The sequence below is a fragment of the Pseudoxanthomonas sp. 68-E7 genome, from assembly GCF_057773145.1.
Genome location: NZ_JBYMTI010000001.1, coordinates 827,919 through 852,538, shown reverse-complemented (window position 1 = coordinate 852,538; position 24,620 = coordinate 827,919). Strand labels below are relative to the sequence as shown.

At 67.5% G+C, this 24,620-nt stretch carries 21 protein-coding genes; 7 read left to right on the top strand and 14 right to left on the bottom strand.

What is annotated here, in order from left to right; genetic code table 11:
* Positions 1-1,374: an MBL fold metallo-hydrolase RNA specificity domain-containing protein gene (locus AC3DE2_RS04015; protein ID WP_488425136.1), complete on the bottom strand. Its 1,374-nt coding sequence runs from the start codon at positions 1,372-1,374 to the stop codon at positions 1-3.
* A 205-nt stretch (positions 1,375-1,579) separates the two neighbouring features.
* On the opposite strand from AC3DE2_RS04015, the gene AC3DE2_RS04010 reads away from it, so the two are divergent.
* Positions 1,580-3,667 (top strand): M13 family metallopeptidase, encoded by a 2,088-nt coding sequence (locus AC3DE2_RS04010; RefSeq protein WP_488425135.1) that lies wholly within the window; start codon positions 1,580-1,582, stop codon positions 3,665-3,667.
* 148 nt (positions 3,668-3,815) lie between these two features.
* Entirely contained in the window at positions 3,816-5,822 is a 2,007-nt protein-coding gene (locus tag AC3DE2_RS04005) for a M13 family metallopeptidase (protein WP_295382736.1), read from the top strand.
* Positions 5,823-5,908: 86 nt separating this feature from the next.
* Here the strand turns inward: AC3DE2_RS04005 and AC3DE2_RS04000 are convergent, their stop codons facing one another.
* Together AC3DE2_RS04000 and AC3DE2_RS03995 are read right to left on the bottom strand one after the other, a co-directional pair.
* Complete coding sequence (locus tag AC3DE2_RS04000; protein WP_295382737.1) at positions 5,909-6,577, bottom strand: rhomboid family intramembrane serine protease; 669 nt, start codon at positions 6,575-6,577, stop codon at positions 5,909-5,911.
* 43 nt (positions 6,578-6,620) lie between these two features.
* Positions 6,621-6,959, bottom strand: a complete 339-nt coding sequence (locus AC3DE2_RS03995) for an MGMT family protein (protein WP_488425134.1) — start codon at positions 6,957-6,959, stop codon at positions 6,621-6,623.
* 119 nt (positions 6,960-7,078) lie between these two features.
* Here AC3DE2_RS03995 and AC3DE2_RS03990 point away from each other — a divergent pair, with 119 nt between their 5' ends.
* Positions 7,079-7,489 (top strand): hypothetical protein, encoded by a 411-nt coding sequence (locus tag AC3DE2_RS03990; RefSeq protein WP_295382739.1) that lies wholly within the window; start codon positions 7,079-7,081, stop codon positions 7,487-7,489.
* Positions 7,490-7,659: 170 nt separating this feature from the next.
* Here the strand turns inward: AC3DE2_RS03990 and AC3DE2_RS03985 are convergent, their stop codons facing one another.
* Entirely contained in the window at positions 7,660-8,781 is a 1,122-nt protein-coding gene (locus AC3DE2_RS03985; RefSeq protein WP_488425133.1) for an inorganic phosphate transporter, read from the bottom strand.
* 10 nt (positions 8,782-8,791) lie between these two features.
* Positions 8,792-9,418 (bottom strand): DUF47 domain-containing protein, encoded by a 627-nt coding sequence (locus AC3DE2_RS03980; RefSeq protein WP_183643321.1) that lies wholly within the window; start codon positions 9,416-9,418, stop codon positions 8,792-8,794.
* A gap of 254 nt (positions 9,419-9,672) precedes the next feature.
* On the opposite strand from AC3DE2_RS03980, the gene AC3DE2_RS03975 reads away from it, so the two are divergent.
* Together AC3DE2_RS03975 and AC3DE2_RS03970 are read left to right on the top strand one after the other, a co-directional pair.
* Positions 9,673-10,980 carry a hemolysin family protein gene (locus AC3DE2_RS03975; protein WP_295382741.1) on the top strand — a complete coding sequence of 436 codons (1,308 nt, stop codon included), beginning with the start codon at positions 9,673-9,675 and terminating at the stop codon, positions 10,978-10,980.
* Between the two features lie 5 nt (positions 10,981-10,985).
* Complete coding sequence (locus AC3DE2_RS03970) at positions 10,986-11,615, top strand: exopolysaccharide biosynthesis protein (protein WP_295382742.1); 630 nt, start codon at positions 10,986-10,988, stop codon at positions 11,613-11,615.
* A 136-nt stretch (positions 11,616-11,751) separates the two neighbouring features.
* Here AC3DE2_RS03970 and AC3DE2_RS03965 read toward each other — a convergent pair whose 3' ends face one another.
* The 3 genes from AC3DE2_RS03965 to AC3DE2_RS03955 all read right to left on the bottom strand — a co-directional run bounded on the left by AC3DE2_RS03965 (position 11,752) and on the right by AC3DE2_RS03955 (position 15,637).
* The gene (locus AC3DE2_RS03965; RefSeq protein WP_295382743.1) at positions 11,752-13,872 is read right to left on the bottom strand and encodes a putative bifunctional diguanylate cyclase/phosphodiesterase; all 2,121 of its coding nucleotides are present in this window, start codon (positions 13,870-13,872) and stop codon (positions 11,752-11,754) included.
* Positions 13,869-14,774: a phosphate/phosphite/phosphonate ABC transporter substrate-binding protein gene (locus AC3DE2_RS03960; protein ID WP_488425251.1), complete on the bottom strand. Its 906-nt coding sequence runs from the start codon at positions 14,772-14,774 to the stop codon at positions 13,869-13,871. The genes AC3DE2_RS03965 and AC3DE2_RS03960 overlap by 4 nt, the downstream gene beginning before the upstream one ends.
* Positions 14,775-14,863: 89 nt before the next feature.
* Complete coding sequence (locus AC3DE2_RS03955) at positions 14,864-15,637, bottom strand: RNA methyltransferase (RefSeq protein ID WP_488425132.1); 774 nt, start codon at positions 15,635-15,637, stop codon at positions 14,864-14,866.
* A 96-nt stretch (positions 15,638-15,733) separates the two neighbouring features.
* Here AC3DE2_RS03955 and AC3DE2_RS03950 point away from each other — a divergent pair, with 96 nt between their 5' ends.
* Entirely contained in the window at positions 15,734-16,564 is an 831-nt protein-coding gene (locus AC3DE2_RS03950; RefSeq protein ID WP_488425131.1) for an inositol monophosphatase family protein, read from the top strand.
* 116 nt (positions 16,565-16,680) lie between these two features.
* Here the strand turns inward: AC3DE2_RS03950 and secF are convergent, their stop codons facing one another.
* The 6 genes from secF to AC3DE2_RS03920 form a co-directional block, all read right to left on the bottom strand.
* Positions 16,681-17,646 carry a protein translocase subunit SecF gene (gene secF / locus AC3DE2_RS03945; protein ID WP_295382747.1) on the bottom strand — a complete coding sequence of 322 codons (966 nt, stop codon included), beginning with the start codon at positions 17,644-17,646 and terminating at the stop codon, positions 16,681-16,683.
* Between the two features lie 16 nt (positions 17,647-17,662).
* Positions 17,663-19,567 carry a protein translocase subunit SecD gene (secD, locus tag AC3DE2_RS03940; protein ID WP_488425130.1) on the bottom strand — a complete coding sequence of 635 codons (1,905 nt, stop codon included), beginning with the start codon at positions 19,565-19,567 and terminating at the stop codon, positions 17,663-17,665.
* 59 nt (positions 19,568-19,626) lie between these two features.
* The gene (yajC, locus tag AC3DE2_RS03935) at positions 19,627-19,968 is read right to left on the bottom strand and encodes a preprotein translocase subunit YajC (RefSeq protein WP_295382749.1); all 342 of its coding nucleotides are present in this window, start codon (positions 19,966-19,968) and stop codon (positions 19,627-19,629) included.
* 176 nt (positions 19,969-20,144) lie between these two features.
* Positions 20,145-21,269 carry a tRNA guanosine(34) transglycosylase Tgt gene (gene tgt, locus AC3DE2_RS03930; RefSeq protein WP_295382750.1) on the bottom strand — a complete coding sequence of 375 codons (1,125 nt, stop codon included), beginning with the start codon at positions 21,267-21,269 and terminating at the stop codon, positions 20,145-20,147.
* 121 nt (positions 21,270-21,390) lie between these two features.
* The gene (gene queA, locus AC3DE2_RS03925) at positions 21,391-22,449 is read right to left on the bottom strand and encodes a tRNA preQ1(34) S-adenosylmethionine ribosyltransferase-isomerase QueA (protein ID WP_488425129.1); all 1,059 of its coding nucleotides are present in this window, start codon (positions 22,447-22,449) and stop codon (positions 21,391-21,393) included.
* Positions 22,450-22,505: 56 nt separating this feature from the next.
* Positions 22,506-22,937, bottom strand: a complete 432-nt coding sequence (locus tag AC3DE2_RS03920; protein ID WP_295382752.1) for an Lrp/AsnC family transcriptional regulator — start codon at positions 22,935-22,937, stop codon at positions 22,506-22,508.
* 117 nt (positions 22,938-23,054) lie between these two features.
* Here AC3DE2_RS03920 and AC3DE2_RS03915 point away from each other — a divergent pair, with 117 nt between their 5' ends.
* A complete protein-coding gene (locus AC3DE2_RS03915) occupies positions 23,055-24,551 on the top strand; it encodes an aminotransferase class III-fold pyridoxal phosphate-dependent enzyme (RefSeq protein WP_488425127.1) in 1,497 nt (498 codons plus the stop codon).
* Positions 24,552-24,620: the final 69 nt, after the last annotated feature.

Here is a 24,620-nt window from a genome sequence, read left to right as displayed (position 1 = left end):
TCAGACCTCCAGCCGCATGCCCGGGCGCGCCAGCTCGACGTCCACGCCGAAGCGTTCGCCCAGTTCGCCGGCCAGCGCCTCGCGCGCGCGATCCTCGCCATGCACCAGCACCACCGGCGGCGAAGGTTCGAAGCCGCCGTACCACGCCAGCAGGCCGGCCTGATCCGCGTGCGCGGACAGTCCACCGATGGTGTGGCAGCGTGCATTGACCCGATGATCGCGGCCATGGATGCGCACCCAGCGCGCGCCATCGACCAGCCGCCGTCCCAGCGTACCCTCGGCCTGGTAACCGACGAACACCACGTGGGTGCGCTGGCGGTCCAGGTTGTGGGCCAGGTGATGCTGGATGCGGCCGCCATTGGCCATGCCCGAGCCGGCGATGATGATCGCGCCATTGGCGATCTGGTTGATCGCCATCGACTCGGCAGTGCTCTCGGTGACGTGCAGGTTGGGCAGGCGGAACGGATTGGGCGAACCGCGCCAGACTTCCTGCGCCTCCGCATCGAACAGTTCGTGGTGGCGGCCGTAGATCCCCACCACCTTGCCGGCCATCGGGCTGTCCAGGAACACGCGCCAGCGCGACATGTTCCATTCGTCCCAGAAGCGCGCGAACCAGTACAGCAGTTCCTGGCTGCGGCCCACCGCGAACGCGGGAATCAGCACGTTGCCGCGATCGGCCCAGGCTTGTTCGAGGATCTCGCCCAGCTCGCGCACGGTGGCCGGACGCTCCCGGTGGTTGCGATCGCCGTAGGTGGATTCCATCAGCAGCAGGTCCGCCTCGCCTACCGGCGAGGGATCGCGCAGGATCGGCGTGCCCTTCTGGCCCAGATCGCCGGAGAACACCAGCTTGCGTCCGTCCGCCCATGCTTCGACGATGCTGGACCCGAGGATATGGCCGGCATCCCGGAACGCGATGTCCACGCCCGGCAGGATTGACTGGCGCTGTTCGTATGGCAGCGGGCGGACCTGCGCCATCGCCGCCTGCACGTCGTCGCGGTCGTACAGCGGCTGTGCTTCCGGTTCGCCGCGGCGCCGGTGCCGGTTGGCGCGATCGGCATCGGCTTCGGCCAGCGAGGCCGAATCCATCAGCATCACCGGCATCAGTTCGGCGGTGGCGGCCTGCGCGTATATCGGGCCGCGGAATCCGCGCCGCACCAGCAACGGGATGCGGCCGATGTGATCGATGTGGGCATGGCTGACCACCAGTGCGTCCAGCGCGGCCGGATCGAACGGGAAGGGATCGGCGTTGCGGGCCTCGGTCTCGCGGCTGCCCTGGATCATTCCGCAATCCAGCAGGATCCGCTGGCCCGCCGCGTGCAACAGGTGCATCGAGCCGGTCACCTCGCCGGCCGCGCCATGGAGTTCGATCCGCATTCTCGGCTCCCGCAGTGTCCGCCCCACCCTAGCATGGCCCGACGCCGCGGCCATGACGCTCCGCCAATGGCCTGCCCCGTACCATGACCTTCGACACCCCCCGCCCTTCCGGGCGGGGGAGTAGAGTCCGCGCACGTCCGTCTGGACAGACCTATCCCAATGCCCTCCCGGGCCGGAGTTGAAAGTGACCTTCCGTAAACCGCAGATGCTTCTCTTGTCCCTGGCCGTCACCGCGGCCCTCGCCGGCTGTTCCAAGCCCAACGAAGCCGCTTCCCCCGACGCCGCCGCCAAGGCCAGCGCCGACAGCGGCGAACTGCAACTGAAGCTGGACGAGAGCAAGCTGCCGCCGGTGAACCGCTTCCTGGTGGCGGATCTGGACACCAGCAAGAACGCCTGCGCCGACTTCACCGGCTACGCCAACGGTAAGTGGCTGGCCGCCAACACCATCCCCGGCGACCGCACCAGCTGGGGCGCGTTCGAAATGCTGGATGAGCGCTCCACCGCCGTGCAGCGCCAGTTGGCCGAACAGGCCGCCGCGCACGCCAACGCCACCGGCGTGGAGAAGATCGTCGGCGACCTGTGGGCCACCGGCATGGACGAAGCCAAGGTCAATGCCCAGGGCATCGAGCCGATCAAGGCCGACCTGACCGCGATCGACGGCCTGGCCAGCAAGGAAGCGATCGTGGACTACCTGAGCGCCAATGCCGCCAAGGGCCGCAACTTCCTGTTCGGCTTCGGTGGCGAGGCCGACTTCAAGGATTCCTCGATGGTGCTGGCCTATGCCTCGCAGGGCGGCCTGGGCCTGCCGGATCCGGAGTACTACACCAAGGCCGAGAACAAGGAAAAGCTGCAGGCCTACGAGGCGCACATCGCCAAGGTGCTGGAGCTGTCGGGCGTGGCCGTGGCCGATGCCGCCAAGCAGGCCAAGGACGTGGTCGCGTTCGAGACCCGGCTGGCCAAGGCCTCCAAGACCAGCGAGGAACTCTCGCGCGACGTGTCGCTGTACTACAACCCGGTCACCCTGGCCGACGCCGACAAGCTGACCCCGAACTTCTCCTGGACCCGGTTCTTCGAATCGCAGGGCGTGAAGGCGGACAAGTTCTCGCTGGCCATGCCCGGCTTCCACCAGGAAGTGAGCAAGATGCTGGGCGATACCGATCCGGCGACCTGGCGCGCCTACCTGCGCTTCCACACCGTCGATGGCGCGTCGCCGTACCTGAGCGACGCCTTCGTCAACGAGAACTTCAACTTCTACGCCAAGACCCTGCGCGGGCAGAAGGAAATCAAGCCGCGCTGGAAGCGCGTGCTCGACACCGTGGAAGGCGAGGCCGGCGAAGCGCTGGGCCAGATGTACGTGAAGGTGGCCTTCCCGGCCGAATCCAAGGCCAAGATGGAAACCCTGGTCGGCAACCTGCGCACCGCGCTGAAGAGCCGCCTGGAGAACCTGCCGTGGATGAGCGCGGAAACCAAGCAGAAGGCCATCGCCAAGTGGGAGACCTTCACCCCGAAAATCGGCTACCCGGACAAGTGGCGCGAGTGGACCGGCCTGAGCACCAGCCGCGACAGCTACATCGGCAACGTGCTGGCCGCGCAGGAGTTCAACTACAAGTGGAACCTGGGCAAGATCGGCAAGCCGGTGGACAAGACCGAATGGGGCATGCCGCCGCAGATGGTCAACGCCTACTACAACCCGCTGCAGAACGAGATCGTGTTCCCGGCCGCCATCCTGCAGCCGCCGTTCTTCGATCCCAACGCTTCGGATGAAATGAACTACGGCGGCATCGGCGCGGTGATCGGCCACGAGATGATCCACGGCTACGACGACCAGGGTTCGCGCTTCGGACCGACCGGCAACATGGAAGTGTGGTGGACCGACGGCGACGCCAAGGCGTTCTCCGGCCTCACCGGCAAGCTGGTGAACCAGTTCAACGGCTACACCACCGAAGGCGGCGGCAAGGTCAACGGCAGCCTGACCCTGGGCGAGAACATCGCCGACCTGGGCGGCCTGGCGACCGCGTACGAGGCGATGAAGAAGGCTACCGAGGCCACGCCGGATCCGAAGACCGACGGGCTGACCCGCGACCAGCGCTTCTTCCTGAACTGGGCGACGGTATGGCGCCGCAACTTCACTCCGGAAGAACTGACCGTGCGCCTGAAGACCGACCCGCACGCGCCGGCCAACTTCCGTGCCATCGGCGCGCCGTCCAACCTGCCGGCGTTCGCCGCCGCCTTCCAGTGCAAGGCCGGCGATGCGATGGTCCGCGACGGCGACAAGCAGGTGGTGATCTGGTAATCCGGACTACATCCGGCGGTACCCACGAAGGCCCGGGAATTCCCGGGCCTTCCTCGTTTCCGGACCCACCCGGGAAGTGTGCGCCGCGTTCAGGGAGGCCCCGCCCTGCTTGCTAGAATCCGCCAACTCCAACACCCCGGATTTCCTGATGTCGAAGACCCGCGCCGCCCTTGGCCACCCCTCCCTGCTCGCCTTCGCCCTGATCACCGCGCTGGGCATTCCGCAGGCCGAAGCCGCCAAGAAGAAGGCGCCGCGCGCTCCCGCCGTCAGTGCTGCCTGCAGCGACTTCTACAGCCACGCCAACGCCGACTGGCTGAAGGCCAACACCGCCCCGGGCGCCAGCGCGCTGGGCCAGCTGCGCGAGCGCACCGAACAGCAGCAGCGCGATCTGTTGCAGGCGGCGATGCAGTCGCCGCAGGGCCACGTGCAGAAACTGCTGGGCGATTTCTGGGCCAGCGGCCTGGATGAAGCCGCGGTCGAAGCCGACGGTGCCAAGCCGATCGCGCCGCTGCTGGATCGCATCAACGCGATCAAGAAGGCCAAGGACGTCGCCCCGGCGATCGCCGCGCTGCACCAGGTCGGCATCCCGGTCGCGTTCAACTTCAGCCCGGACGTGGACCTGCGCGCGCTGGATCGCCACATCGGTTATTTCATGCAGGGTGGCCTCGGCCTGCCGGACCCGGCCTACTACACCCGTACCGACGCCGACACCAAACAGGTGATGGATCGCTATCGCGCCTACGTGAAGCAGGTCCTTGCCCTCACCGGGACCGCCCAGAACCGCCTCGATGCCGACGCGCAGGCGGTGCTGGATCTGGAAACCCGCCTGGCGCAGGTCTCCAAGCCGCTGCTGGACCTGCGCAACCCGCTGTCCAATTTCGCCCCGGTCGCCACCAAGGACCTGGGCAAGCAGTACCGCAACCTGCAGATCGACGCCTTCCTCAAGGCCCAGGGCGTCAACGACGACACCGTGTCGATCGCCGATCCGGCCTTGTTCAAGCAGATCGACGCGCTGGTCGCCAGCCTCAAGCCGGATCAGTGGAAGGCCTACCTGCGCTGGCGCGTGGGCGATGCGATGGCGCCGTACCTGGCCAAGTCGTTCCGCGATGCCGAGTTCGAATTCCGCGGCAAGCTCCTGCGCGGCGAGAGCACGCCGCCGGCGCGCTGGCAGCAGGTGCTGGGCGCGATCAATCTCGCGGCCGGTCCGATGCTGGGCAAGGAATACGCCGAACGCTACCTGCCCAAGACCAGCGATCAGCAGGCCGAGGCGATTGCCGGCCAGGTGCGCGACGCGCTGGGCCGTGCGGTCGAACGCGCGGCGTGGCTGAGCGAGGGCGCCAAGGCCGAGGCCAAGGCCAAGCTCGGCAAGCTGAAGATCGAAGTCGGCACGCCGCACCGCGACGTCGACTACAGCGTGCAGCCGATGGGCCGCGGCAGCTTCGGCGGCAACATGCTGATCGCCTCGACCTGGCGCCACCGCGAGGAGATGAAGCGGATCGGCAAGGGCAACGCCGATCGCCGCTGGGACGTGCTGCCGCAGCAGCCCGCGCTGGCCTATGACCTGGCCCAGAACCGCCTGATCGTCACCGCCGCGGTGCTGCAGCCGCCGGTGTTCGATCCGCAGCGCGACATCGCCGGCCAGTTCGGCGCCTACGGCGCGCTGGTGGGACACGAGCTCAGCCGCGGCTTCGACAGCAAGGGCCGCATGGTCGACGCCAAGGGCGAGTTGCGCGACTGGTGGACCGCCTCGGACCTGACCGCCTGGAACGATATCGGCGCGAAGATCGCCGCGCAGTACGACGCGTTCGCCTATCCGGAACTGAAGAACGTCAAGGTCAACGGCAAGCGGGTCCAGGACGAGGCGCTGGCCGATCTGGCCGGCGTCGAACTGGCTTGGGATGCCTACATCACCCGCGAGCCGCAGGCGGCCACGCCGGCCAGGCAGTCATTCTTCAACGCCTGGGCGCAGCTGTGGGCACAGCGAATGGACGCCACCGAAGCCGCCGAGCGCGCCGCCACCGACGTGCGCGCGCCGGGCCTGTGGCGCACCAATGCCCCGCTGTCCAACCAGGCCGCGTTCGGCCAGGCCTTCAGCTGCAAACCGGGTCAGCCGATGCAGCGCAAGGACACCGACCTGCTCGGCCAGTGGCGCTGAATCGCCACGACGGAAACCCATAAAAAAACGGCGCGGAAACGCGCCGTTTTCTTTTCGCGGATGCCCCTGGCCGGAGCGGTGTCCGCCTATTTGACGATCCGCATCCGCGGGCCCGGTGGCCGGCGCTTGCCGAATGGCGGCTGCCCGCGCCAGTAGCGGATCATCAGCCAGCCGAAGATCATGCCGCCGAGGTGGGCGAAATGGGCCACGCCCGACTGCATGCCGGTGATGCCGAACAGCAGCGTCAAGGCGCCGTAAATGATCACCAGCGTGCGCGCGCGGATCTCCATCGGAATCGGAAACACGATCATGCGCTGGTTCGGGAACAGCATGCCGTAGCCCAGCAGCAGGCCGAAGACCGCACCCGAGGCGCCAAGTGAAGGAACCGCCGGACCACCGCCGGACAGTACCCACGAGCTCACCAGCAGCTGGCACAGGTTGGCGCCAACCAGGCAGACGAAGTAGTAGGTGGTGAAACGCTTCTCGCCCCAGGTGGCTTCCAACGGCGAACCGAACATCCACAAGGCCAGCATGTTGAACAGCAGATGGGTCAGGCTGGCATGCATGAAGCCGCTGGTCAGCAGCTGCCACGGCATGAAGGCATAGCGTCCGAAATCGCCGGCATTGCCGGTGAAGTCGATCGGCCATTGCAGGAACGGAAGCGTGATGGCCTCGCCCAGGAAGCTCTGGAGCAGGAACACCACCACGTTGGCGATCAGCAGCGCGCGGGTCACCGGCAGCACGGGAGGAAACATGGCTCGCATCCTTCGGGAACGCCGCCATGATAACCGCGGAGCTTCAGCCGCCCGGAGGTCCCCAAAGCGCCTCGTCCAGCGTCCGTGCAGCTTTCACCCCGCGCACCCGCCCCTTTTCCACCCGCACGCCTTCGGCGCGCAGGCGCTGGCTCTGCTCGCGATAGCCCTTTGAGCCTTCGGGAAACGCGATGCGGCCATCCGAGCGCAGTACCCGGTGCCAGGGCAGGCGCGCGTCGTCGTTGTTGCTGAGGATGCGCGCGACCAGGCGGGCGCGCCCAGGCAGGCCCGCGCGACGCGCGACCTCGCCGTAGCCGGCCACCTGTCCGCGCGGAATCGCGCGGATGGCGGCGAGGATCTTCGCTTCCGGCGTGGCTTCCGCCATGGCGGGTGTTTCCGGTCGGGGGATGCCGGAAGTGTGGCGCCTGCCCCGTCCGTTGGCTACCCCGACCACTGCAAACCGGCCTACCATACGGATCTGGAATTTCCCGAGTCCGCCACGCCATGAAGAACTTCGAACAGATCCGCAGCCACCTGACCACCTCCGGCTACCGGGTGTCGGTGCAGGAACCCTATGTGGCCTGCGTGGAACTGTCGCTGGACAGCGGAAGCCGGCACCAGGCCATCTTCCTGTCCGAGCTGAGCAACGACGACGAGCGCAGCTACCTGCGGGTGAGCACCGTGATCGCGCCGATCACCGGCGTCGACGCCCGCCGCGCGCTGGGTTTCAACTGGCACAGCAGCGTCGGCTACCTCGCCATCGGCGACCTCGACGGCGTGCCCTACCTGCAGTTGTGCGAGAACCGTCCCTACGACGGCCTGACCCCGGCCGAAGTGGACCGCCTGGTGCTGGAGATCGGCGGCCTGGGCGACCGCATGGAGCGCGCGCTTTCCGCCGAGGGTGATTTGCTCTGAAGGCGGGGATTGGGGATTCGGGATTGGGGATTCGTTGAAGCGGATCCTGGTGTTGGAGCATCAAGACCGAAATTCACCAAGTGGAATTCAGGATCGGGACGCGCTCAGGCCGCAAGCAGTACGCCTTCGCTCCTGCCAATCCCGAATCCCCAATCCCGAATCCCGGCCCCTCAGGCCCAGCCCATCGCCTGAAGCAACCTCAGCAGGCCATACGCGATACCGCCGGCGGCGGGAATCGTCAGGATCCACGCCCAGATGATCCGCTCGACCACGCTGAACTTCAGCGCGCGCGGGTTCTTGGCGAAGCCCACGCCCATGATCGCGGTCGAGATGCTGTGGGTGGTGGAGACGGGCATGCCGAAATGCGCGGCCACGGTGAGGATCGTCGCCGAGCTGGTTTCCGCGGCAAAGCCGTTGATCGGATGCAGCTTGACCATCTTGTGGCCGAGGGTCTTGATGATCTTCCAGCCGCCCGAGGCGGTGCCCAGCGCCATCACCACCGCGCAGGTCAGCACGATCCAGGTCGCGATGTCCTGTTCCCCGGCACTGCCCGGATGCAGGAAGGCCAGCCAGCCCGGCAGTTCGTCGAGCGCGCCGGACGCCTCGGCGCCGAACAGGGTCAGCGCGATGATGCCCATGGTCTTCTGCGCGTCGTTGTGGCCGTGCGCATAACCCATGTAGGCCGCCGACAGGATCTGCGCCTTGCCGAAGAACTTGTTGACGAAGTTCGGCCGCGCCAGTCGCCCCAGCCAGCCACCGGCGCGCGCGAACAGCACGATCAGCCCCCACAGCAGCAGCATCACCGCGATGCCCAGCAGGAAGCCGGCGATCGGCGAGCTGATCATCGGCAGCACCACCTTCCACAGGATGCCCTTGTTCTTGGCCCAGCTGCCGACGCTTTCGGACCAGATCAGCGCGCCCCAGTTGTTGTGCGCGGCGGCCAGGGCGGCGCCGCACAGGCCACCAATCAGCGCGTGCGAGGACGAGGATGGCAGGCCTTTCCACCAGGTGATCAGGTTCCAGACGATGCCGCCGAGCAGCGCGCACAGGATCACCTGCGAGGTCACCTCGACCACGCCGGTATCGATCAGGCCGGAAGCGATGGTCTTGGCCACCGCCGTGCCGGTCAGCGCGCCGATCAGGTTGGTCAGCGCCGCCAGCATCACCGCCTGCCCGGGGGTCAACACCTTGGTGGCGACCACGGTGGCGATGGAATTGGCGGTATCGTGGAAGCCGTTGATGAACTCGAACACGAGCGCGGCCAGGATCACCACCAGGACCAGGGTCAGCATGGTGCGGTCCTCAGCTGTTCTTCAGCACGATCTGGTAGGCCACCACGCCGGCTTCGCGGCAGCGGTCGATGGCTTTTTCCAGGATCTCGAAGAACTCCTTCAGCAGGAACATCTGCAGGTGGTCCAGGCGTCCCGAATAGATGTCGCGGTACAGCTCCAGCATCAGCCGGTCGGCCTCGTTCTCGATCGCGCGCAGCTTCTCGTTGAGCGCGGTCATGCGATCGATGTTCATCTTCTTCAGCTCGTGGACCATCTCCACGACCACCGCGGCGGCCTGCTCCAGCATCGCCGCGCGGGGCGCGAAGTCGATGCCTTCCAGGTGCTGCAGCGCCAGCGAGTAGCGATCGGCGAACTTCTCGATCTGCTTGGGAATCTTGTACAGGGCCGAACCCAGCGCCTCGATGTCCTCGCGCTCGATCGGGGTGATGAAGCTGTCGACCAGCGCCTGGCTGATCTTGTCCGAGGTCGCGCGCTCGCGCAGGCGGGCCAGCTTGAAGGCGTCCAGCGCCGGCTGGCGGTCGCTTTCCTTCATCATCGCGTGGAGGGCCTTGGCGCTGTCCAGGGCGGCCTGGGAAGCCTCCTCGAGCAGGGTGTAGAACTGCTGGCCGGAGCCGAAAATGGTCTGCAGCGAGAACATCGGGGGAATCCCGCCGTCGCGGGGCGGACGGCTTTAGGGGCGGAATTATGACTGTTTAGTGACCATCCTGGCGACGCCCCCGGCCTCGCCGGGCCCGCCCGGGGCCCATTCCACGGCCCCCGGGCCGGGGTTTGCTACACTCCGCCGGCACCCCAGGGTGCACCCTATGGAAGACGACCCTACCTCCCCCTCGCATAGTCGCCCGCGATACGCGTTCCCGGCGGCGCCCTCTCCGGCCATGACGGAGGGCCGCCGTGCTTGAACTGCTGATCGTCATCGCCCTGATCATCCTGAACGCCTTCTTCGCCCTGTCGGAGATGGCCCTGATGACCTCGCGCAAGCTCAAGCTCAAGCAGATGGCCCAGGACAGCCGCGGCGCCCGCGTCGCCCTGCACCTGGCCGAGCATCCGGACAACCTCCTGTCCACGGTCCAGATCGGCATCACCCTGATCGGCATCCTGGCCGGCGTGTTCGGCGGCGACGCCATCGGCGCGATCATCGCCGGCTGGCTGGCCGAACTGGTGCCGGGCGTCCAGCAGTACGCCCGCCCCATCGGCATCGGTACCGCGGTCACCCTGATCACCGCGGGCTCGGTCATCTTCGGCGAACTCATTCCCAAGCGCCTGGCGCTGACCAATGCCGAGACCATCGCCTCGGCGGTGGCGATCCCGCTGGACTGGCTGTCGCGCATCGCCCGTCCGGTCGTGTTCGTGCTGGGCGCGATCAACCGCGCGGTGCTGCGCCTGCTCGGCATCCGCGACGACAACCGCGGGGCGGTGACCGAAGAGGAAATCCGCCTGCTGGTGACCGAGAGCCACGAGCAGGGCGTGATCGACGTCGACGAGCGCAACATGATGAACCGGGTGCTGCGCCTGGGGGATCGCACCGCCGACAGCCTGATGACCCCGCGCAAGAAGATCGTCTGGCTGGATACCGCCGCCGGCTACGAAACCAACCTCCAGGTCATGCGCGAATCGCAGTTCTCGCGCTTCCCCGTCTACCGCGCCGGCGACCAGGACGTGGTCGGCGTGCTGGAAGTCAAATCGCTGCTGGACCGGTTCGCCGATCGCTCGCCGGAAATCTTCCGCAACCTGCGTGAGCCGCTGTTCGTTTCCGAATCCACCCACGCGATGAAACTGCTGGAAATCTTCCGCGAGGAGCAGCAGTCGCTGGCGCTGGTGGTGGACGAATACGGCGAGATCCAGGGCCTGGTGACCATCAGCGACCTGATGGGCGCGGTGGTCGGGCGCCTGCAGGCCGCCGAGAACACCGAGGACGACGCGCTGGTGGTGATGCGCGACGACGGCTCGCTGCTGGTCGACGGCTCGCTGCCCAACGATGACCTGCGCGAACTGCTGGGCGGTGTGAACCTGCCGGACGACGACGAATACAACACCATCGCCGGCCTGGTCATCGAGCACTTCGGCCGCATTCCGCACGTGGGCGAGGCCTTCGAACTGGACGGCTGGCGCTTCGAGGTGGTCGACCTGGACGGCGCCCGCGTCGACAAGCTGCTGCTGCAGCGGCTGCCGGAAGAAACCGGCGAGGACGCGGCGGCCTGAGCACCATGGATGCCTCCCAACGCCCGCCCCACGCGGGCATCCGAGCCCTGCTGGATGACTTCGCGCTGGGCGATCCCAACCAGGTCCTGCGCCTGGGCGACCTGCTGTCCGGCTTCGGCCAGAGCGCGTTCGGGCTGCTGCTGTTCATCGCGGTGCTGCCCGCCTTCATTCCCATTCCCGGCGTCGGCGGCGCGATCGGCGGACCGCTGGTGATCCTGGTCGGCGCGCAGCTGCTGGTCGGACTGTCGAAGTTGTGGCTGCCGGGCTTCATCGCCCGGCGCGGTCCGCACCGCAGCGCGCTGATCACCTTCCGCACCCTGCTCTCGCCCTGGCTGGCACGGTTGGAAAAGCTGATCCGACCGCGCCTGCACGCCATCCTGGACCACAAGCTGGCGCTCTCCTTTACCGGCCTGCTGCTGGTGCTGCTGGGACTGCTGCTGGCCCTGCCGATTCCCTTCACCAACTACGTGTTCGGCGTGCTGCTGCTGTTGTTCGCGCTGGCGCTGCTGGAGCGCGATGGCGCGCTGATGCTGGTGGCCTGGGTCGCCGGCGGCGCCGCGGTGATCGTGTTCGGCTTCCTGTCCGGACACCTGGTGGCCGCCACCACCGAATTCCTCGGCCGCTGGTTCTCCTGACCCGCAAAAGCCTCTTGTAGGAGCGACGTGAGTCGCGACCGTCACCCCAAAGGGGCCAGGAAAACCGGACACCGTTCCAGACGAGCAGGTCCAGGCGCGCGGTCGCGACCCACGTCGCTCCAGCACCCGGCGCGGCTCAGGCAATCAGCTGGGCGAACTCGGCGGCGGTGACCGGATAACCCAGCCAGTAACCCTGGGCCAGATCGCAGCCACGCTCGCGCAGGATGTTGAACTGGCCTTCCTTCTCCACGCCCTCGGCGACTACGGTGATGCCCAGCGAATGGGCCATGGCGATGATCGCGCTGGTCAGGGCCAGATCGTCCGGATCCCGCAGCATGTCGGCGATGAAGCTGCGATCGATTTTCACACCGTCGACCGGCACCCGGCGCAGGTGGCTCAAGCCGGAGAAACCGGTGCCGAAGTCATCCAGCCAGACCTTCACGCCGGTGCGGTGCAGGGTCGCCAGCAGTGCGCTGGCATGCGCCTCGTCGGCGATGACCGCGGTTTCGGTCAGTTCCAGGTGCAGGCGCGAGGACGCCAGCCCGGTCTCGCGCAGGCATTCGGCCACCACTTCCGGCAGGTCGCCGCTGCGCAACTGGCGCGGCGACACGTTGACCGAGACGAACAGCTGGTCCATCGGGTCGCGATCCGCGCTCCAGCGCGCGGCCGCGGTGCAGGCGGCGCGCAGCACGCGCGGGCCGATGCTCTCGATCAGGCCGCTCTGCTCGGCCACGTCGATGAAGACCGAGGGCGCCACCATCCCCAGCTCGGGATGCTGCCAGCGCAGCAGCGCCTCGGCGCCGACGATGCGGCTGTCGGACAGGCGGAACACCGGCTGGTACAGCAGGCTCAGCTCGCCACGCTCCCACGCGCCGCGCAGTTCCTGTTCCATCCGCACCCGTCGCTCCACCGCCTGGTCCATCGCGCGGCTGTAGAAGCGATAGCAGTTCTTGCCCGCCACCTTGGCCTGGTACATGGCGATATCGCCATTCTTCATCAGCGCGGTGGCGCCGGACGCGTCTTCCGGGAACAAGGTAATGCCGATCGAGGTGCCGAGGAACACCTGGCGATCCTGGATGACCAGCGGCCGGCCCAGTTCAGTGACCAGTTGCTCGGCCAGGCGCGTGGCGACCGCGCGCACGTCGCCGTCCTGGATCAGGATGACGAACTCATCGCCGCCGAAGCGGGCGAGCAGGGCATCGTCGCCCCCCAGTTGCTCGACCGCCTCGCGGATGCGGTTGGCGAACTGCTGCAGCACTTCGTCGCCGGCCTCGTGGCCAAGGGTGTCGTTGACCCGCTTGAAGTCGTCGATGTCGGCGAACAGCAGCGCCAGCTGGCGGCCGGCGCCGCGCAGCATCATCAGGCGGTGATCCAGGCTCTCGCGGAAGGCCAGCCGGTTGGTCAGGCCGGTCAACGAGTCGGTATAGGCCATGCGCCGCACGTCGCGATCGTGGCGGGCGATGCTGTCGCTCATGCTGCTGAACGCGCGGACCAGTTCGCCGACCTCGTCGTTGCGATGGCTGACTGGGCGCTCGCTGTTGTAGTTGCCCACTTCGATCGCGTGCGCGGCTTCGGCCAGCTGCCGGATCGGGCGGACCAGGGTGCGCTGGGCATACACCATGATCGCCACGCATGCGGCGACCAGCGCCGCCAGCAGCGCCCACACCCAGATCAGGTGGCGCTGGCCCAGGGCCTCCAGGCGTCCCCGCGCGGCGGCGACCGCGCGATCCTCGTGGCCACGCACCGAATCCAGCGAGTAGCCCACCCGCACCCCGCCGATGCGCTGGTTGCCGATCATGATCGGCTCGGAGATGTCGACGATCTGCGGCGACCACTGGGTATGCAGCTCCGGCGAACTGATCGCCTCGTAGGCCAGCGGATCGCTCATCTGCTGCCCGTAGACCGCGATCTCCTCGGAGCCGTCGTGGATGATCCGGCCCTGCGGGTCGTAGACCAGCACGTAGCTGACATCCGGCTCCTTCTGCGCGGAGCGGACCAGCGTGCCGATGGTGTCCATGTCGAAGTAGTAGAGCGGGTTGGCCAGCGCGTCGGCGAGCTGGTCGACGGTGGCTCCGCCGTGCCGGCGCAGGCTGTCCTCGGCCATGCCATGCATCGCCTCTCGGGCCACGCCGGCCACTTCCTGCTGCATCGCCTTCTGCCGGTGCAGCAGGGTCGCCAGCAGGCCGATCACCACCGCCAGCATGACCGCCATGGCGGTGAGGAAACGCGCCTCCAGGCCGAAACGGATCTTCTTCATTCGACCTGCTCGCGTACCCGGCCCACGCCCTGGCGCAGATGCTCCAGGGCGCGCCGGGAATCGGGATCCACCGGCAGGAAGGCGGTGGTGCGGAAGAACAGCCGCATCGCCTCGCGTGCCTGCGGGTCATTGGCTGCCTGCAGCAGCACCTCGCGCAGGCGAGCCTCCACCTCCGTCGCCAGATCCCCGCGCACCATCTCCAGTGCGCGCGGATACTCCGGGGTTTCGTGGATGATCCGGAAATCGTTGCGGAACGAGGGCGGGATGCGGCGCACGTCGTTCCAGTCCAGGCTGCTCACCACGCCGGCGTCGACCAGGCGCTTGTGCACCCAGGCGGAGATGTTCAGTTCGGTCCTGGCGAACACGTAACCGACCGAATCCGGCGCCGGGCGGTCCATCGGCGAAAGCAGGATTTCCAGCCGCTGGCCGGCATCGAGCAGTTCCACCGCCGGCGCGAAATAGGCGCTGGTGGACGCGGTGTTCTGGAACGCCACCGCGCGCCCCTTCAGGTCCTGCAACGTCTCCAGTCCGCTGTCGCGGCGGACGAAGAACACGCCGCGGTAGCGCCCCACCCCGCCGCGCTCGGTCAGCAGCAGCGGACGGGCGCCGGCACGATCCTGCAGGCGCATCGCGGTGCCGGCGGTCTCGGTCACCCAGTCGACCCGGCCGCGGCGCAGGTAGCTGATCATCTGCTGGGTGTCGCGCGCCATCAGGATCCGGCCCTCGGTGATGCCGACGTCGCGCATGCGCGGGATCACGTAGTCCAGCAACGGCTTGAGCTGCTCGTAATGGGCCTTGGGATCGTCGCTGATACGCCCCAGGACCAGCACGTGATCATCGCCACCGGCGGCGTTGGCCGGCGCGACGGTGCCCGGTGAAAGGAACGCCCCGAGCAGTGTCAGGACGAGTGCGAACCGGGACCTGGGCAACGAGGAAGTCCTTCGAAAAGGTGGTGGGAGCCTAGCCGAAAATGTGACGTAGCAACAGTAGATTACCCACGCCCCTCCGCCAGCCGCGCCATCCGCTGGGCATCGGCCAGGATGCCGCGCAGCAGCCTGACCTCCTGCTCGCTCGGCTGCGCGCGCAGGAACAGGCGGCGCAGTTTGCGCATTGCCGAATCGGGCGTGCGGCCTTTATGGAAATCGATCTCGTCCAGGGTCTGCCCCAACTGGGCGAAGAAGCCTTCCAGTTGCGCGTGGCTGGCCGGCGCCTCGTCCGGGTGGCGGGTCTCCGGCGTGGCGGGCGGGACGTGCTCGCGCAGCGCCAGGCGCAGTTCGTAGGCCAGCACCTGCACCGCGGCGGCCAGGTTCAGCGAGCTGTATTCCGGGTTCGCCGGGATGTGCACGGCGGCATGGCATAACTGTAGTTCCTCGTTGGTCAGCCCGGTCCGCTCGCGCCCGAACACCAGCGCGACCTCGCCTTCCGCGGCCATCGCCACCGCCTGGGCGGCGGCCTGGCGGGGTTCGAATTCCTCCAGTTGGACCCGTCGGCTGCGGGCGGTGCAGCCCAGTACGTAGCGACAATCGGCCACGGCATCGGCCAGGGTCGCCACCACCCCGGCATCGGCCAGCAGGTCGTCGGCCCCCGCGGCGCGCCGGAAGGCTTCATCCGCCGGGAACTGTTCGGGCGCGACCAGGACCAGCCGGGCCAGCCCCATGGTCTTCAGGGCGCGCGCGGCGGCGCCGATGTTGCCGGGATGCTGGGTGCCGACCAGCACGATGCGCAGCCGGGTGGCGGCGGGAAGCGGAAATGCGGGAGTGTTCATGGGCGCAGATGTTAAACTGTGCGCGCCGGCCTCTGCGCCGAGCCGCTCTTTTCCACCGTCCATACCGCCCCCCTGCCTGTTCCGAGGTCCGAAGCCATGCAGAAACCCGCCGTCACCGTCATGGTCAAAGCCGCCCGCCTGGCAGGCAATGTCCTGTTGCGCAACATCAACAAGCTGGACGCGCTGAACGTGGTGCAGAAGGACCGGATGGACTACGCCAGCGAAGTGGACGCCGATGCCGAGAAGGTCATCGTCAAGGAACTCCGGCGCGCCTACCCGGACTACGCCGTGGTCGGCGAGGAAGGCGGCATCCAGGGCCAGGGCCGCTACACCTGGGTCATCGACCCGCTCGACGGCACCAGCAACTACCTGCGCGGCTTCCCGCACTATTGCGTCTCGATCGCCCTGGTCGAGAACGGCGAGCCGACCGACGCGGTGATCTTCGACCCGCTCCGCAACGACCTGTTCACCGCCAGCCGCGGCGCCGGCGCCCAGCTCAACGAGCGCAAGATCCGGGTGGCCGATCGCAAGGACCTGGCCGGTACCGTGATCTGCACCGGCTTCCCGCCGCGTGAGCGCGCCCGCGCCGGCGCCCAGCTCGAATGCGTGCGCGAACTGCTGGTCCAGGCCGAGGACGTGCGCCGCACCGGCTCGGCCGCGCTGGACCTGGCCTACGTGGCCTGTGGCCGCCTGGACGCCTACTTCGAGGCCGGCGTGAAGGACTGGGACATCGCCGCCGGCGTGCTGCTGGTGCGCGAGGCCGGCGGCCGCATCTGCGATTTCCGCGGCGCCCCCACTCCCCGCCTGGACGGCCGCGGTCCGGCCTCCCGTCAGATCGTCGCCGGCAACATCAAGGTCGCCGAGACGCTGCAGAAGGCCATCGTGTCCTCCGGCTACGCCGCCAGCTTCGACCCGCCGAAGGGCTGAACCCGGCGCCCGCCGCCAGCGACCGGAACGTCGAAAGAAAAAGGCCGCGCGATGCGCGGCCTTTTTTTCTTCCGGGAATGGAGACTTCTCGAATCCCCAATCCCGAATCCCGGCTCTCAAGGCCTGCGCGCCAGCGCCGCCTCGTCCTTGGCCTTGGGCATCAGGTCCTGCTTGGTAACCTTCATGAAGCCCATGGTCAGCAGCGGGCAGGCGATGAAGATCGAGGAGATGGTGCCGATCACGATGCCGATCATCTGCGAGATCGCCATGCCTTCCAGCGAACCGCCGCCGTAGATGTACAGCGCCAGCACGGTCAGGAACGCCACGAACGAAGTGATGATGGTGCGCGACAGGGTCTGGTTGACCGAACGGTTCAGGACTTCCACCGGATCCACCCGCAGCGAGCGGAAGTTCTCGCGCACGCGGTCGAACACCACGATGGTGTCGTTGATCGAGAAGCCCATCACCGACAGCAGGCCGGCCAGCACGGTCAGGTCGAACTCGCGCCCGGTGAGGGCGAAGAAGCCGGCGCAGATCAGCACGTCATGCAGGGTGGTGAAGATGGCCGCCAGCGCGAACTTCCATTCGAACCGGAACGCGATGTAAATCAGGAAGCCCACCACCACGAAGATCAGCGCGTACAGGCCGTTCATGGCCAGTTCCTTGCCAACCTGCGGGCTGACGATCTCGCTGCGCAGCTTGGTCGCGGGATTGTCTGCCGAGGAAGCCAGTTTCACCACCTCGGTGGCGGTGCGGTTGGCGGCTTCCGAATCGGTCTGGCCTTCGCGGGGCTGCAGGCGGACCAGCAGATCGCGGCCGGTGCCGAAGGTCTGGACCTGTGCGCCCTGGTAACCCGACGCCTCCAGGCGCTCGCGCACGCTGTCCACGTCAGGCGGGTTGTCGAAGCGCAGTTCCACCATGATGCCGCCGGTGAAGTCGAGCGCGTAGTTGAAGCCCTTGAACGCCATGGCGCCGACGGCGACCACCGCGAGGATCAGGGCCACCGCCAGCGACACCCAGCGCAGGCGCATGAAGTCGATGTTGGTGTCGTTGGGGACGAGATGCAGCGGGAAGAGTTTCATGGTTCGGTTGCTCTCGTCAGATGGCCAGCGACTTCAGCTTGCGGCGGCGGCCGTAGATCAGCGTGGCCAGCGCGCGCGAAACGGTGACGGCGGTGAACACGGAGGTCAGAATGCCGACGATCATGGTGATGGCGAAGCCCTTGAGCGGACCGGTGCCGAAGGCGAACAGCGCCACGCCGGCCAGCAGCGCGGTCATGTTAGAGTCGAAAATGGTGCCGGACGCCTTGTCATAGCCGGTGGCGATGGACGCCAGCGGCGGCACCCCGGCTCTCAATTCCTCGCGTATGCGTTCGTTGATCAGCACGTTGGCGTCCACCGACATGCCGATCGACAGCGCCAGGCCGGCGAAGCCCGGCAGGGTCATGGTGGCGCCGAACAACGACATCACCGCCACCACCATCACCAGGTTCAGCAGCAATGCGATGCAGGTGAGCAGGCCGAACATCCGGTAATAGACCAGGAAGAAGGCCAGCGCGAACAGGAACGAGAACATCACCGCCTTGGTGCCGCGTGCCACGTTCTCCGCACCCAGGCTGGGGCCGACCACGCGTTCGTTGATGAAATCCATCGGCGCGGCCAGCGAACCGGCGCGCAGCAGCTTGGCCAGGCCATCGGCCTCGGTCTTTTCCAGACCGGTGGTGATGAAGTTCTTGCCGAACACGCCGTTGATGTTCGCCACCGAGATCACTTCCTCCTTGATCCGGGTGCTGCGCACTTCCTCGCCGTTGACGATGTCCACCTGCGGGATGCGCTCGATGTAGACCACCGCCATCGGCTTGTTCACGTTGGCGCCGGTGAAGTCGAACATGCGCTGGCCACCGATGTTGTTCAGCGTCACGTTGACCGCCGGCAGGCCATTCTGGTCGGTCGAGGACTGGGCGCCGACCATCTGGTCGCCCGAAACGATCACGCGCTTGTTCAACAGGATCGGGACGGGTTTGCCGTCCGGGCCCGTTTCGCGGCGGTAGTACACGCGCGCTTCCGGCGGCACGTTGCCGCTGGCGACCGCGTCATAGGCATTGCCATCGACCACCGCGCGGTATTCCAGGGTGGCGGTAGCGCCAATCATGCGCTTGGCCTCGGCGGTGTCCTGCACGCCCGGCAACTGCACGACCACGCGGTCGTTGCCCTGGCGCTGGATGATCGGCTCGGCCACGCCCAGTTCGTTGACGCGGTTGCGCAGGGTGGTGATGTTCTGCTCGATGGCGCTGCCGGCGATCTGGTTCAGTTCGCTCTCGGGCAGGCCGATGGTGATGCGTTCGCCTTCGACGTCGTAGGTCAGGGCGCCGCCGCCGACCAGCGCGGCGCCGCCGGCGTTGGACGAGGCGACCAGCGTCTTGGCCAGCAGATCACGCGCCTTGTTGGCGTTCTCGCCCGGCGCCAGGGTGATGGCGATGCTGTTGTCCGGACGGCGTTCGACCGACTGGTACTTGATGCGGTTGTCGCGCAGGGTCAGCCGGGCGTCCTCGACGTACGCATCCACGCGCTTGTCCAGGGCCGCCTTCTGGTCCACCTGCAATTCGAAGTGCACGCCGCCCTGCAGATCCAGGCCCTGCACCATCGGGCGCGCGCCGAACCGGCTGAGCCAGTCCGGAACGGTCGAGGCCAGGTTCAGCGCCACCACGTAGTTCTCGCCGAGCGCGCCGCGCAGGACGTCATTGGCCTTGGTCTGCGCATCCAGGCCCGGCAGGCGGACCATCAGGCTCTTTCCGTCCTGGTCATCCAGCGCCTTGGTGGTGACGCCGGCCTCCTTGAGGCTGGCTTCGACCTTCTGGCGCAATGCCGCGTCGATCGCGTAGCCGCGATTCGGCGTGATCTGTACCGAGGGATCCTGCGGGTAGATGTTGGGCAGCGCGTAGAACACGCTCAGCGCAACGACCAGCAGGATGACGACGTATTTCCAGCGAGGGAATTCAAGCATTGCGGCAACCCGCGCACGCCCTGGCCGGGCGCGCGCTCAACGGTGGTTGGAAAGGAATGTCAGGCGGACTTCAGGGTGCCCTTGGGCAGGACGTTGCCCACGGCGGCCTTCTGCACGCGCACCCGCACGTTGTCGGCCACTTCGATGGTGACGAAGTTGTCACCGATGTCGGTGACGGTGCCGGCGATGCCGCCGGTGGTGATGACCTCGTCGCCACGCGACAGCTTGTCCAGCATGGCGCGGTGTTCCTTCGCACGCTTCATCTGCGGGCGGATCATCAGGAAGTACATGATGGCGATCAGGATGATCGGCATCAGCAGGCCGAAACCACCCAGGCCACCCTGGGGAGCGCCGGCGGCCTGGGCGTGGGCCGGGGCGATCAGAAAGTCGAGCAGATTCATGGAGTTATCCGTTCCTGTGCGAAAGCAGCCGGGAATTATGCCACGCGCTGGGCATCCCCGTCCCGGCGCGGTGCCGGCCCCGACGGGCGCCAGCGTGGACGTGTGGAGACCGCCGCCCGTCCGAAAGGTTCCGCATGCCGCCCCGGCATTTCATCCGGGACCGGCGGATCCGGGGCTCAGGCCGGCGGCGTGGCCGCCCCGCGGGCGGCGTAGAACGCCTGGCGGAAATCGTCGAAGCGACCCTGCTCGATGGCCGCGCGGATATCCGCCATCAGCTGCTCGTAATACCAGAGGTTGTGCAGCGTGCCGAGCATGGGAGCCAGCATCTCGTTGCAACGGTCCAGGTGGCGCAGGTACGACCGGGTGAAGCCGTTGCGGCAGGCGTAGCAGCCGCAGCCCGGTTCGATCGGCTGCATGTCCTTCTCGTATTTGGCGTTGCGGATGCGCACGGTGCCGAACGAGGTGAAGTAGTGGCCATTGCGGGCATTGCGGGTCGGCATCACGCAATCGAACATGTCCACGCCGCGCGCGACACCCTCGACCAGATCCTCCGGGCGCCCCACCCCCATCAGGTAGCGGGGCCGGTCCTGCGGCAGGATCGGATGCATGTGATCGAGGATGCGGTTGCGTTCCTCCTCCGGCTCGCCCACCGCCAGCCCGCCGATCGCGTAGCCGTCGAAGCCGATCGCCTGCAGTCCGGCCGCCGACTGCTCGCGCAGCGGTTCGTGCACGCCGCCCTGGACGATGCCGAACAGCGCCGCGTCATTGCCCTCGTGCGCGCGCCTGCTGCGCTCGGCCCAGCGCAGGCTCAGTTCCATCGACTTGCGCGCGACCGCCTCGGTGGCCGGATACGGCGTGCATTCGTCGAAGATCATCACGATGTCCGAATCCAGCACCTTCTGGATGCGCATGCTCTCCTCGGGGCCGAGGAACACCTTGCTGCCATCCACCGGCGAGGCGAAGGTCACGCCCTGCTCGGTGATCTTGCGGCGATGCGCCAGCGAGAACACCTGGAAGCCGCCGGAGTCGGTGAGGATCGGCCGCTCCCAGCGGGCGAATCCATGCAGGCCGCCGTGCTGGGCGATGACCTCCAGGCCCGGGCGCAGGTACAGGTGGAAGGTGTTGCCCAGGATGATTTCCGCGCCCAGCGCCTCGATCTGATCGGGCAGGATGCCCTTCACCGAACCATAGGTGCCGACCGGCATGAACGCCGGCGTTTCCACCGTACCGCGCGGAAAGGTCAGCCGGCCGCGGCGGGCGCGTCCATCGGTGGTCTGGAGCTGGAACTGGAGTCGGGACATGGGAGGACGGGAACTGGAAGAGGGAGTAGCGGATTGCAGCCTTGGTTGTGGGGGCGACGTCAGTCGCGATGGTTCCAGCACACCGGACACGTCATCGTCGCGACTGACGTCGCTCCCGCCATCACGGTGCCTGCGGAAACAGCAGCATCGCATCGCCGTAGGAGAAGAAACGGTAGCGCTCGCGCACCGCGTGCGCGTAGGCGGCGAACACACGCTCCTTGCCGGCGAAGGCGGACACCAGCATCAACAGCGTGCTTTCCGGCAGGTGGAAGTTGGTGATCATCGCGTCCACGCTGCGGATGCGGTAACCGGGGAAGATGAAGATGCGGGTCTCGCCGGCGAACGGCTGCAACCCGCCATCGCGCATCGCCGATTCCAGCGCGCGCACCACCGTCGTGCCCACCGCGATCACGCGGCCGCCACGGGCGCGGGTCGCATGGATGCGTTCGATCAGCGCCGCGCCGACATTCAGCCATTCGCTGTGCATCTGGTGCTGGCGGACGTCGTCCACCCGCACCGGCTGGAACGTGCCCGCGCCCACGTGCAGGGTGACGTGGCCGAACTCCACGCCGCGCTCGCGCAGCGCCGCCAGCAGCGGTTCGTCGAAATGCAGGCCGGCGGTGGGCGCGGCGACCGCGCCCGGTTCGCGCGCGAACACGGTCTGGTAGCGCTCGTCGTCGTCCGCGCCGGCCTGGCGCTGGATGTAGGGCGGCAGCGGCAGGCGGCCGGCCCGCAGCAGCCAGCTTTCCAGCGTCGTCGGCAGGTGGAAGCGCAGCCGGTAGAACTCGCCGTCGCGGCCCAGCACCTCGGCTTCGCCGCCGGCGTCCAGGGCAATCCGGCTGCCCGGCTTGGGTGACTTGCTGGCGCCCACCTGGGCGCGCGCCTCGTTGTCCGGCAGCAATCGCTCGATCAGGATTTCCACCCGTCCGCCGGTTTCCTTCTGGCCGAACAGGCGCGCCGGAATCACCCGCGTGTCGTTGAACACCAGCAGATCGCCCGGCGCCAGCCATTCCGGCAGATCCCTGACCTGGCGGTCGGCGAAGGCGGCATCGCCCGGCGGCACCACCAGCAGGCGGCTGGCCGAACGTTCCGGCAGCGGCGCCTGGGCGATCAGGGCCTCGGGCAATTCGAAATGGAAATCGGATTTCTTCACGGGGAGCGGCTCGGGGAAGCCCGCCATTGTAAGGGACCTGGCCAGTACGGGCGTTTTCGCCGGTGGCCGGAGCCCCGTCGCGTTCAGCGCTCGAACTTGGTCGACAACACGATCGAGGAGGTGGTGCGTTCGACGCCGTCAATGGCGCCGATGCGGTCGGTCAGCAGGTCCATTCCATCCACCGACGGCACCACGCCCACCGCGATCAGGTCGTAGGCGCCGCTTACCGACTGCAGCAGGCGCAGTTCGGGCATGGCGCGCAGGGCCGCGACCACCGAGGTCATCTGCTTCGGGTGCACCGTGATCATGATGTGCGCGCGGATGTGCCCGCGCTCGTAGTCGTCGTGTACCCGCACGGTGTAACCGCTGATGACGCCCTCGCGTTCCAGCCGCTCGATCCGGCTCTGCACCGTGGTCCGCGACAGATTGAGCCGGCGCGCGATCTGAGCGGTCGAGGCGCGGGCGTTATCGCGCAACAGGCTGAGCAGCAACTGGTCGGTCGCGGAGATCTTCATTTCAGGGCATCCGTCTCGTCGATTCGACGAAATCTACAGAAAATTCGTGCAAATCATAACTGTCAAACGACGAATTTATCCACATAATAGAGGTTTGCCGTCCATTCGGAGAACACCATGGCCCTCCTCGACCTGCTCGCCCCCCTCCGCGCCCATGCGGGCAAGCGCCTGACCACCGGACTGGACGACGCCACCCTCGAACGTTTCGCCGCCGGCCATCCGGACCTGGTGGCCGCCATCGAGGCCGCCGCGGCCGAGCACGCCCGCCTGAAGGGCGAGTTCGCCGACCTGCTGGATCTGGACGAGGAAGCGCAGCTGCGCGCCGTCCAGGCCGGCTACGTCAACTTCTACCCGGATGACGCGGTCAATCCCTACATCGCCCTGGCCGCGCGTGGCCCGTGGGTGGTCACCCTCAACGGCGCGGTGCTGTACGACGCCGGCGGCTACGGCATGCTCGGCTTCGGCCATACCCCGGAGCCGATCCTGGCGGCGATGGCCCGCCCGCAGGTGATGGCCAACATCATGACCCCCAGCCTCTCGCAGCTGCGCTTCGAACGCGCCCTGCGCAAGGAAATCGGCCAGACCCGCGGCGGCTGTCCCTACGCGAAGTTCCTGTGCCTGAATTCGGGTTCCGAGTCGGTCGGCCTGGCCGCCCGCATCGCCGACATCAACACCAAGCTGCAGACCGATCCGGGCGCCCGGCACGAGGGGCGCGCGGTCAAGCGCGTGGTCGTGAAGGGCAGCTTCCATGGCCGCACCGAGCGCCCGGCGCTGTACTCGGATTCCTCGCGCAAGACCTACCAGCAGCACCTGGCCAGCTACCGCGGCGAGGATTCGCTGATCGCCATCGAGCCTTACGACGTCGAGGCGCTGAAGCGCGCGTTCGCCGACGCCGAGACCAAGGGCTGGTTCATCGAGGCGGTGTTCCTGGAGCCGGTGATGGGCGAAGGCGACCCGGGCCGATCGGTACCGCCGGCGTTCTACGCCGCCGCGCGCGAGCTTACCCGTCATCATGGCAGCCTGTTCCTGGTCGACTCCATCCAGGCCGGCCTGCGCGCCCACGGCGTGCTGTCGATCGTCGACTACCCCGGCTTCGAAGGCCTGGACGCGCCGGACATGGAAACCTATTCCAAGGCACTCAACGCCGCGCAGTACCCGTTGTCGGTGCTGGCGGTCAACGAACGCGCCGCCGGCCTGTACCGCAAGGGCGTGTACGGCAACACCATGACCACCAATCCGCGCGCGCTCGACGTGGCCTGCGCCACCTTGGAACAACTCACCCCGCAGGTCCGCGAGAACATCCGCGCGCGCGGCGTCGACGCGGTGGCCAGCCTGGAAAAGCTGAAGGCCGAACTGGGTGGCCTGATCACCAAGGTCCAGGGCACCGGCCTGCTGTTCTCCTGCGAACTGGCCCCGCAGTTCAAGTGCTACGGCACCAACTCCACCGAGGAATGGCTGCGCCAGCACGGCATCAACGTCATCCATGGCGGCGCCAATTCACTGCGCTTCACCCCGCACTTCGCGATGGGCGCGGACGAACTGGAACTGCTGGTCAGCCTGGTCGGGCGCGCGCTGCAAGAAGGTCCGCGCAACGCGCAGGCCGTCGCGGCCTGATCCGGCCGCAAGCGTTTTTCCTCGTGGGCGGGCCCCCTGGCGGTGCCCGCCTTTTTTCTTGCACGCCAT